Here is a 9,696-nt window from a genome sequence, read left to right as displayed (position 1 = left end):
GCCGGGTGTTGGGTGTCAGATAAGCCTGGACCTGCTGGCAGGGTGCGAGGCGCAGCCGGGCGTCCAGCGGACCGGCGACGATCTCGACGCGGCCGGGCAGGGCGCTGTTGCCCACGCTGTTGCCAAGTTGAGCCTGCACGAACGAGAGCGCCTGCTGCTCGAGCGGGGACGCGGCCGCCGTCGGCTCCGCTGCGGAAGCAGCAAGGGCCGTCGCGGCAACGACGAAGGCAACAAGGGCAGGGGCTTGGTTCACGCCTCGACTGTAGGAGGGGTGCGTGCCGGTCAAGGCACCGAAATGGCGGACAAACCGGCCGCTATTCCCGCTTATGTTTCAGGAGGCGCTGCCCACAATCCTTTCACATCGCCCATGGCCTCGGCACCGACCGACGCCGCGGACCGAAAGGACACGCCGCCATGCTGAACAACCTGACCAATTCGCTCGACTTCCAGGGCCAGGCGCTTGCGCTGCGCTCGGAGCGCCAGCGTCTGATCGCCGGCAACATCGCGAACGCCGACACGCCGGGCTACGTGGCCCGCGACATGGACTTCGCCCAGGCGCTGCGCGAGGCCACCGGCAGCCAGCAGGGCGCGGCGGTGCCGAAGACCACGCAGGCCGGCCACATCGGCATCGAGAGCGGCCTGACCGGCGCGCGCGCCGAATCGAACCTGCTGTACGCGACCGCCAGCCAGACCAACCTCGACCGCAACACGGTCGACATGGACCGCGAGCGCGCCAACTTCGCCGACAACTCGGTGCACTACGAAGCGACGCTTCGCTTCATCAATTCGAACGTGCGCACGATGCTCGAAGCGATCAAGGGGCAATGATGAGCATGTTCCAGATCTTCAACGTCTCCGGCAGCGCGGTCAGCGCGCAGTCGCAGCGCCTGAACGTGGTCGCGTCGAACCTCGCGAACGTCGACACCGTCGCCGGGCCCGATGGCCAGGCCTACAAGGCACGGCAGGTCACGTTCCAGACCGAAATGATGGGCCAGCTCGGCCAGGCCGGCGCCGCCGCATCGGCCGGCGTCAAGGTGAGCACGATCTCCGAGGACCAGACCCCCGGCCGCAAGGTGCACGACCCGAAGCACCCGCAGGCCGATGCCGAGGGCTACGTCACCTACAGCAACGTGAACGCGGTCGAGGAGATGGTCAACATGATCTCGGCCTCGCGCTCGTACCAGAACAACGTCGAGGTGATGAACACCGCCAAGACCCTGCTGATGAAGACGCTGCAGATGGGGCAGTGAGCCCCTCGCTCCTCGCACTCACTGAACCAGAAAGCACCCCATGGCCGTCGACACCGTCACCAACAACTACGCCGCGCTGAACACCAAGTCGTCCAGCGACACGAGCGCCACCACCGCGGCCGAGAGCTCGGAGCGCTTCCTGAAGCTGCTGGTCGCGCAGATGCAGAACCAGGACCCGCTGAACCCGATGGACAACGCGCAGGTCACCAGCCAGATCGCGCAGATCAACACCGTGAGCGGCATCGAGAAGCTCAACGGCACGGTGGGCGGCCTGTCGACCCAGTTCCTGCAGATGCAGGCGGTGCAGGGCGCCTCGCTGGTCGGCCGCGAGGTGATCGTGCCGGGCAACAAGATGGACATCGCCGACAAGGTCGGCACGGGCGGCTTCCAGATCGACGCCGCCGCCGACAACGTGAAGGTCGAGATCCAGAACGCCGCCGGCCAGACGCTGCAGACGCTGAACCTCGGTGCGCAGAGCAGCGGGATGAACACCTTCGACTGGGACGCCGGCGCCTACGACAACACCAGCGGCATCACCTTCAAGGTCACGGCCATGAGCGGGGCCACCACCCTCAAGAGCACCGCACTGATGCGTGACAAGGTCAACGCCATCAGCACGGCCAACAACACCCTGGTGCTGGACCTCGAGAAGGCCGGCGGCGTCACCTACGACCAGGTCAAGGCATTCAACTAAGGACACCACCATGGGCTTCCAGCAAGGTCTCTCCGGTCTGAACGCTTCGAGCAAGAACCTCGAAGTCATCGGCAACAACGTCGCCAACGCCAACACCTTCGGCGCCAAGGCCTCGCGCGCCGAGTTCGGCGACATGTACGCCGCCGCGATGAACGGCTCGGGTGCGAACAACATCGGCATCGGCGTGAACCTGGCGGCGGTGACGCAGCAGTTCACGCAGGGCAGCATCACCACCACCGAGAGCTCGCTCGACGTCGCGATCAACGGCTCGGGTTTCTTCCAGCTGAACGACAACGGCACCACGGTGTACTCGCGCAACGGCCAGTTCCAGGTCAACAAGGACGGCTACATCGTCAGCAACGGCGGGCTCAAGCTGATGGGCTACAAGGCCGACGGCACCGGCACCATCCAGCCCGGCCAGGCCGTGCCGCTGCAACTGCCGACCGCCGGCATCGACCCCGCCGCGACGAAGAACATCACGCTCGAGATGAACCTCGATTCGCGTGCCGCCACCACGCTGCCGGCGACCACGCCGCAGATCAACCTGTCGGACGCGAAGACCTACAACAACGCCACCTCGCTGACCGTCTACGACGCGAAGGGCCAGGACGTTGCGCTGACCTATTACTTCCAGAAGGCCGGCACCGACCAGTGGAACGTCTACGTGACGGCCAACGGCACCTCGCTGGCGGTCGACGGCGCCGGCGACCCGGCCCCGGTGACGACGATGCAGTTCCCGACCAACGGCGGCAACCCGACCGCGCCGGCCGGGGCCATCACGCTGGACATCCCGGCGACGACCAATGCCGCCGGTGCCGAGACGCTGGCCATCACCGGCGTGCAGCTCGACCTGACGAGCGCCACGCAGTACGGCGCCGGCTTCGGCGTGACCGACCTGAAGCAGGACGGCTACGCGCCGGGCCAGCTGTCGGGCCTGTCGATCGAGGACAACGGCATCGTGATGGCGACGTATTCGAACGGCCAGTCCAAGCCGGCCGGCCAGATGGAGCTCGCGAACTTCCGCAACACGCAGGGCCTGAAGCCGCTCGGCGGCAACAACTGGTCGCGCAGCTACGAGTCGGGCGATCCCATCCTGGGCGTTCCGTCGGAAGGCAACATGGGCGTGCTGCAGTCGGGTGCGCTCGAGGAATCGAACGTCGACCTGACCGCCGAGCTCGTCAACATGATGACCGCGCAACGCACCTACCAGGCCAACGCGCAGACCATCAAGACGCAGGACCAGGTGTTGCAGACGCTGGTCAACCTGCGCTGATCGACACACCTGAGGAGCCGTCATGGACCGGATGATCTATCTGTCGATGTCTGGGGCGAAGGCCATGATGCAGCGGCAGGACACGCTGTCGCACAACCTCGCGAACGCGTCGACGCCGGGCTTCAAGTCCGAGCTGGCCGCGTTCCGCGCGGTGCCGGTGCTCGGCAGCGGCGCCAGCACCCGCGTCTATGCGCTCGAGACCACGCCCGGCTACGACGCGACGCCCGGCCCGGTCACCGCGACCGGCCGCAACCTCGATGTCGCGGTGAAGGGCAACAGCTGGCTGTCGGTGCAGGCGCTCGACGGCACCGAGGGCTACACCCGCGGCGGCTCGCTCGACATCACCGCCGACGGCACGCTGACCACGCGCAGCGGCCTGCCGATCCTCGGCGACGGCGGCCCGATCCAGGTGCCGGCCAACAGCGAGATCTCGATCGGCGCCGACGGCACCGTCAGCGCCAAGGGCACCAACGGCAAGATCACCCCGGTCGGCAAGCTGAAGCTGGTGACCGCGACCGACGAGACGCCGCTCGAACGCGGCACCGACGGCCTGTTCCGCGCCACCGCCGGCGACCTGCAGGCCGACCCGAATGCCCGCGTGCAGGACGGCGCGCTCGAAGGCTCGAACGTCAGCCCGATCGAGACCATGGTGTCGATGATCGCCGCGGCGCGCCAGTTCGAGTCGCAGATGAAGATGCTGCAGACCGCGGAGGGCGACGAGAAGGCCGCCGCGCAGCTGCTGTCGCTGAATTGATCCGCAACGGAACCTGAAGGAACACCACCATGTTGAATTCTTTGTGGACTGCCAAGTCCGGCATGGAGGCCCAGCAGGCCCAGCTGGACGCCATCTCGCACAACCTCGCCAACTCGGCCACCAACGGCTACAAGAAGTCGCACGTGGTGTTCGAGGACCTGATGTACCAGAACCTGCGCCAGGCCGGCTCCAACAGCAGCGAGCAGACCACGCTGCCCACCGGCTACCAGGTGGGCCTGGGCACGCGCGCGGTCGCGACCTCGCGCAGCTTCAGCCAGGGCAACCTGCAGCAGAGCGGCAACACGCTGGACGTGGCGGTGCGCGGCAGCGGCTTCTTCGAGATCCAGATGCCCGACGGCACCAACGCCTACTCGCGCGACGGCTCGTTCCAGGTCGACGCGACCGGCAAGCTGGTGACGAACAACGGCTACACCGTGCAGCCCGGCATCACGATCCCGGCCAACGCGCAGAGCGTGAGCATCGGCAACGACGGCACCGTCACCGTCACGGTGCCCGGCCAGACCGCGCCGCAGACGGTGGGCCAGCTGCAGCTGRCGAACTTCATCAACCCGGCCGGCCTCGAGCCGAAGGGCCAGAACCTGTTCACCGAGACCGCGGCCTCGGGCACGCCGAACGTCGGCACGCCGGGGCTGAACGGGCTGGGCCTGATCCAGCAGGGTTTCGTCGAGACCTCGAACGTCAACCCGGTCGAGGAGCTGGTCGCGATGATCCAGACCCAGCGCGCCTACGAGCTGAACTCGAAGGCGATCACCACCTCCGACCAGATGCTCCAGAAACTGAGCCAACTCTGAACAACGTCATGAAGCGATTTGCCCTCCTGGCCGCGCCGGCCCTGCTCGCCGGCTGCAGCACGCTCTATCCGCTGCCCAAGGTCGACGTGGCCGAGCCGACGCGCGCGCGGCCCGAGGCGATCGCGGCACCGGCGGTGAACAACGGCTCGATCTTCCAGTCCGGCCAGTACCGGCCGCTGTTCGAGGACTACCGCGCCCGGCTCGTCGGCGACACGCTGACGGTGCAGATCGTGGAAAAGGTCTCGGCCAGCCAGAAGAGCACCAGCACCATCGACAAGAGCGGCTCGGTCGCCGCCGGCGTCAGCGCGGTGCCGCTGGTCAACCCGAATGCGCTGCTGCGCTCCAACGCGGCCGGCAATTCGGCGAACACCTTCGCCGGCAAGGGCAGCACCGAGAACACCAACGATTTCTCCGGCACGATCACCGCGACCGTGACGGAAGTCCTGTCCAACGGCCACCTGGTGGTGGCCGGCGAGAAGCAGATCGGCGTGAACCAGAACGTCGACGTGCTGCGTTTCTCGGGCCAGGTCGACCCGCGGGCGATCCAGCCGGGCAACAGCGTCGCGTCGGCGCAGATCGCCAACGTGCGCATCGAGCACCGCGGCCGCGGCGCGCAGGCCGATGCGAATGGAATAGGCTGGCTCGGGCGGTTCTTTTTGAACGTTCTGCCCATTTAAGTTTCCGCAGAATCGGTTCCATCCTCTGGGGATGAACCGACCATGCAAGCCTTCACTGCCACCGAAAAAATCCTGCGACTGCTGATCAGCCTGACGGTCGTCGCAGCCAGCGCCGCGCTGTGGTGGCCGCTGTCCTCGCAGGCAGCCCGCATCAAGGAAGTCGCCGCCGTCCAGGGCGTGCGCACCAACCAGCTGGTCGGCTACGGGCTGGTCGTCGGCMTCGACGGCACCGGCGACCAGACCACCTCCACCCCCTTCACGCAGCAGAGCCTGAACGCGCTGCTGCAGCAGATGGGCGTCACCGTGCCGCCGGGCACCACGATGCAGGTCAAGAACGTCGCCGCGGTGATGGTGACGGCGCAGCTGCCGCCGTTCGCGCAGCCGGGCCAGACGATCGACATCAACGTCTCGTCGATGGGCAACGCCAAGTCGCTGCGCGGCGGCACGCTGATCGCCACGCCGCTGAAGGGCGCCGACGGCCAGATCTACGCGCTCGCGCAGGGCAACCTGATCGTCGGCGGAGCCGGCGCCTCGGCCGCCGGCTCGAAGGTGCAGATCAACCACCTGAGCGCCGGCCGCGTGCCCGAAGGCGCCACCGTCGAACGCGCGGTCGCCACGCCGCTGAACCAGGGCGAGTTCCTGCAGCTGGACCTGAACGCCAGCGACTTCAGCACCGCGCGCGAAGTGGCGCGCACCATCAACGCGAAGATGGGTGCCGACACCGCCCACGCGATCGACGGCCGCGTCGTGCGCGTGCGCATGCCGGCCTCGCCCGATGCGCGCGTCGGCTTCCTGGCCGACATCGAGAACCTGCCGCTGGAGCTGGCCGCACCGGCCGCCAAGGTGGTGATCAATGCGCGCACCGGCTCGGTCGTGATGAACCAGACCGTCACGCTCAGCGCCTGCGCGGTCGCGCACGGCAACCTGTCGGTGACGATCAGCACGACGCCGGTGATCAGCCAGCCGTCCCCGCTGTCCAGCGGCGGCACCACCGTCGCGAAGGAAAAGGCCGACATCACGATCAAGCAGGAGGCCGGCGCGCTGATCCAGCTGCCGGCGAGCGCGAAGCTGGCCGACGTGGTGAAGGCGCTCTCCGCGCTCGGCGCGACGCCGATGGACCTGCTGGCGATCCTGCAGGCGATGAAGAGCGCCGGTGCCCTCAACGCAGAACTCGAGGTGATCTGATGGCGATCAACCTGCCCCCCTCCGGCCTGCCGAGCCAGCGCCTGGCAAGCGACACCCAGGGCGTCGACGGGCTGCGCTATGCGGCATCGAAGGACCCGAAGGCCGCGATCAAGGAGACCGCGAAGCAGTTCGAAGGCATCTTCATGCAGCAGCTGATGAAGAGCATGCGGCAGGCGACGCTGAGCTCGGGGATGCTCGAGAACTCCGGCACGCAGATGGGCACCGAGCTGCTGGACACGCAGTTCGCGCAATCGCTGAGCGGCCGCCCGGGCGGGCTGTCGGAGATGATCGCCAGGCACCTGGAGCGCCAGCTCGGCGAGCCGCTGGCCAACATGGCGAAGGACAGCGCCTCGGCGCAGACCGTGGCGGCCACCGGCCAGAGCGGCACCGCGCCGCTGCCGACCTCGCTGCAGGGGAAGGAGCGCCAGATGGGCTTCCTGAAGCTGCACGACGGCGCCGCCAAGGCGGCCGAGGCCGAGACCGGCATCCCGGCGACCTTCATGGTCGCGCAGGCGGCGCACGAATCCGGCTGGGGCCGGCACGAGATCAGGAATTCCGACGGCAGCAGCTCGTTCAACCTGTTCGGCATCAAGGCCGGCAAGGACTGGACCGGCCCGACGACGACCGTCACGACCACCGAGGTCGTCAACGGCCAGTCGCGCAAGGTGCAGGCCAAGTTCCGCGCCTACGGCAGCTACGAGGAATCGTTCAAGGACTACGCGAAGCTGATGAAGGACAACCCGCGCTACGCGAAGGTGGTCTCGGCGGGCAGTTCGGCCCAGGGCTTCGCGAACGGGCTGCAGCGCGCGGGGTACGCAACCGACCCCGAGTACGCGAAGAAGCTGACCAACATGATCAACACGACGCTGCGCCTGCAGCGTGCCACCGCGTAAGCGAAGGACACGACGCATGAGTTCTTCGGCACTATTGGGCATCGGCACGCGGGCGATGTTCGCCAACTACGCGGCGCTGCAGGCCACCGGCAACAACATCGCGAACGCCAACACCGAGGGCTACTCGCGCCAGCAGGTGGTGCTGGAGACCGCGAAGGGCCAGTTCACCGGGGCCGGCTTCTTCGGCAAGGGCGTCAACGTGAGCTCGGTCACGCGCTCGTACAACAGCTTCCTGACGACGCAGGCCTCGGCCACCAAGGCCACCGCCGCCGGCGACGCCGCGCGCGCCGAGCAGCTCAAGCAGGTCGAGGCGGTGTTCGGCACCGGCAAATCGGGCGTCGGCTACTCGGCCGGCGAGCTGCTGAACGCGTTCGTCGATGTCGCCAACCAGCCGGCCGATTCATCGGCGCGCCAGGTGGTGATCGCCCGCGCGAAGGAGCTGGCCGACAAGTTCGCCGCGGCCGGCGAGCAGCTGCAGAGCCTGCAGACCGGCATCTCGCAGGACATCAAGAGCTCGGTCGACACCGTCAACAGCCTGGCCCAGCAGGTGGGCAAGCTGAACGAGCAGATCCAGGCGCTGAACGGCACCGGCCAGCCGCCGAACGACCTGCTGGACAAGCGCGACAACCTGATCAGCCAGATCAGCGGTTTCGTCGGCGTGACGACGATCAAGGCCGACAACGGCAGCATCGGCGTGTTCGTCGGCGGCGGCCAGGCGCTGGTGCTGGGCGCCAACGCGAACAAGCTGACGACGGTGGCCGACCCGTATGACCCGTCGAAGGTGCAGCTCGGCATCAGCGTGGGCAGCGGCTTGTCGTCGATGATCCCGCAGGATGCGCTGTCCGACGGTTCGATCTCCGGCATGCTGCGCTTCCAGAACGACGACCTGGTCGACGCGCGCAACCTGCTCGGCCAGATGGCCGCGGCGATCAGCGGCGCGGTCAACCAGCAGCAATCGCTCGGCCTCGACATGGGCAAGCCGGCCGGCCCCGGATCGCCGCTGTACGCGGTGGGCGCGCCGCGCTCGCTGCCGGCCGCGAGCAATGCGGGCGACGCGGCCTTCGGCGTCACGCTGACCGACACCACGCAGGTGCAGGCGAGCGACTACGAGCTGCAGTTCGACGGCACCAACTACTCGCTGACGCGGCTGTCGGACAACACGGCCGCGGTCGGCAGCCCGTTCAGTGCGGCGCAGATGGCCACCGGCGTCACGGTCGACGGCATGACGATCCAGATGACGGCCGGCACCTCGGTGGCCGGCGATCGCACGCTGCTGCAGCCGGTGGGCAACGCGGCCAAGGACATGCGCGCGGTGCTGAGCGACCCGAACGGCATCGCCGCGGCCTCGCCGGTGACCGCGACCTTCACGGCGACCAACAAGGGCACGGCGACGCTCGGCTCGCTGGCCGCGGTGAGCACCTCGCTGGACCGCACGCTGACGGCGAACGTCAGCTTCACGTCCGACACCGGCGACTACAGCTGGGAGCTGCTCGACTCGACCGGCGCGCAGGTCTCCACCGGCACCGGCACCTGGACGGCCGGCTCGCCGATCGCACTGAACGGCTTCGAGCTGAAGCTCAACGGCGTGCCGAAGAGCGGCGACACGCTGTCGGTTGCGCCGACCACGTCGACCGAGGCGAACAACGGCAATGCGCTGGCCTTCGTCGGCATCGGCACGAAGAACATCGTCGGCGGCAGCACGGCGGCCAATGGCTCGGTCACGCCGGGCAAGACCATCACCGATGCGTACGCGAGCGCGCTGTCCGACATCGGCGTGCGCGTGCAGAGTGCGCAGACGGCGGCCAGCATCTCCGACTCCGCTGCGTCGCAGGCCGAATCGGCGCGCGCCAACAAGTCGGGCGTCAACCTCGACGAAGAGGCCGCCAAGCTGATCCAGTACCAGCAGAGCTACCAGGCCGCAGCCAAGATGCTGCAGGTCGCCCAGCAAGTGTTCGACACCCTGCTGCAGACCGCGGCAGGCTGACCAGGAAATCCGGCACCATGCGCATCAGCACCTCCAATTCCTACGACGCCTCGCTCCAGCAGCTGATGAAGCGCCAGGACGACCTGAGCTCGGCGCAGGAGCAGCTCACCACCGGCAAGCGCGTCAACCGCGCGAGCGACGACCCGGCCGCGGCCGCGCGCGCCGAGCGGGCGC

Annotated in this window: 11 protein-coding genes and 1 pseudogene; 11 read left to right on the top strand and 1 reads right to left on the bottom strand. The window is 68.0% G+C overall.

The genetic code is table 11. The features are described 5' to 3' along the window. Nucleotides 1–253, bottom strand: a pseudogene (locus tag AC1D01_RS10440) (flagellar basal body P-ring formation chaperone FlgA); the annotation flags it as partial. Nucleotides 254–414: 161 nt separating this feature from the next. Between AC1D01_RS10440 and flgB the strand changes: the two are divergent. The 11 genes from flgB to AC1D01_RS10385 form a co-directional block, all read left to right on the top strand. Continuing rightward, nucleotides 415–828 carry a flagellar basal body rod protein FlgB gene (gene flgB / locus AC1D01_RS10435; protein WP_477865963.1) on the top strand — a complete coding sequence of 138 codons (414 nt, stop codon included), beginning with the start codon at nucleotides 415–417 and terminating at the stop codon, nucleotides 826–828. Then, nucleotides 828–1,250 carry a flagellar basal body rod protein FlgC gene (gene flgC / locus AC1D01_RS10430; protein ID WP_047500521.1) on the top strand — a complete coding sequence of 141 codons (423 nt, stop codon included), beginning with the start codon at nucleotides 828–830 and terminating at the stop codon, nucleotides 1,248–1,250. The genes flgB and flgC overlap by 1 nt, the downstream gene beginning before the upstream one ends. A 40-nt stretch (nucleotides 1,251–1,290) precedes the next feature. After that, nucleotides 1,291–1,944: a flagellar hook assembly protein FlgD gene (locus tag AC1D01_RS10425; RefSeq protein ID WP_477865962.1), complete on the top strand. Its 654-nt coding sequence runs from the start codon at nucleotides 1,291–1,293 to the stop codon at nucleotides 1,942–1,944. Between the two features lie 10 nt (nucleotides 1,945–1,954). After that, nucleotides 1,955–3,217, top strand: a complete 1,263-nt coding sequence (flgE, locus tag AC1D01_RS10420) for a flagellar hook protein FlgE (RefSeq protein WP_047500526.1) — start codon at nucleotides 1,955–1,957, stop codon at nucleotides 3,215–3,217. Between the two features lie 22 nt (nucleotides 3,218–3,239). Next, nucleotides 3,240–3,971, top strand: a complete 732-nt coding sequence (gene flgF, locus AC1D01_RS10415; RefSeq protein WP_477865961.1) for a flagellar basal-body rod protein FlgF — start codon at nucleotides 3,240–3,242, stop codon at nucleotides 3,969–3,971. A 29-nt stretch (nucleotides 3,972–4,000) separates the two neighbouring features. Beyond that, entirely contained in the window at nucleotides 4,001–4,783 is a 783-nt protein-coding gene (flgG, locus tag AC1D01_RS10410; protein ID WP_477865960.1) for a flagellar basal-body rod protein FlgG, read from the top strand. Between the two features lie 8 nt (nucleotides 4,784–4,791). Further along, the gene (locus AC1D01_RS10405; protein WP_477865959.1) at nucleotides 4,792–5,460 is read left to right on the top strand and encodes a flagellar basal body L-ring protein FlgH; all 669 of its coding nucleotides are present in this window, start codon (nucleotides 4,792–4,794) and stop codon (nucleotides 5,458–5,460) included. A gap of 42 nt (nucleotides 5,461–5,502) precedes the next feature. After that, the gene (locus AC1D01_RS10400) at nucleotides 5,503–6,645 is read left to right on the top strand and encodes a flagellar basal body P-ring protein FlgI (RefSeq protein WP_477865958.1); all 1,143 of its coding nucleotides are present in this window, start codon (nucleotides 5,503–5,505) and stop codon (nucleotides 6,643–6,645) included. Beyond that, complete coding sequence (gene flgJ / locus AC1D01_RS10395) at nucleotides 6,645–7,538, top strand: flagellar assembly peptidoglycan hydrolase FlgJ (RefSeq protein ID WP_477865957.1); 894 nt, start codon at nucleotides 6,645–6,647, stop codon at nucleotides 7,536–7,538. Before AC1D01_RS10400 ends, flgJ begins: the two co-directional genes overlap by 1 nt. Nucleotides 7,539–7,554: 16 nt before the next feature. After that, nucleotides 7,555–9,522 (top strand): flagellar hook-associated protein FlgK, encoded by a 1,968-nt coding sequence (gene flgK, locus AC1D01_RS10390; protein ID WP_477865956.1) that lies wholly within the window; start codon nucleotides 7,555–7,557, stop codon nucleotides 9,520–9,522. 17 nt (nucleotides 9,523–9,539) lie between these two features. Next, the coding region (locus tag AC1D01_RS10385; RefSeq protein WP_477865964.1) for a flagellin N-terminal helical domain-containing protein at nucleotides 9,540–9,696 on the top strand (157 nt) is incomplete at its 3' end.

Source organism: Rhizobacter sp. P3_B12 (assembly GCF_056402895.1).
Note: the sequence above shows the minus strand (reverse complement) of the source record. Positions and strands in the feature narration are given on the sequence as shown.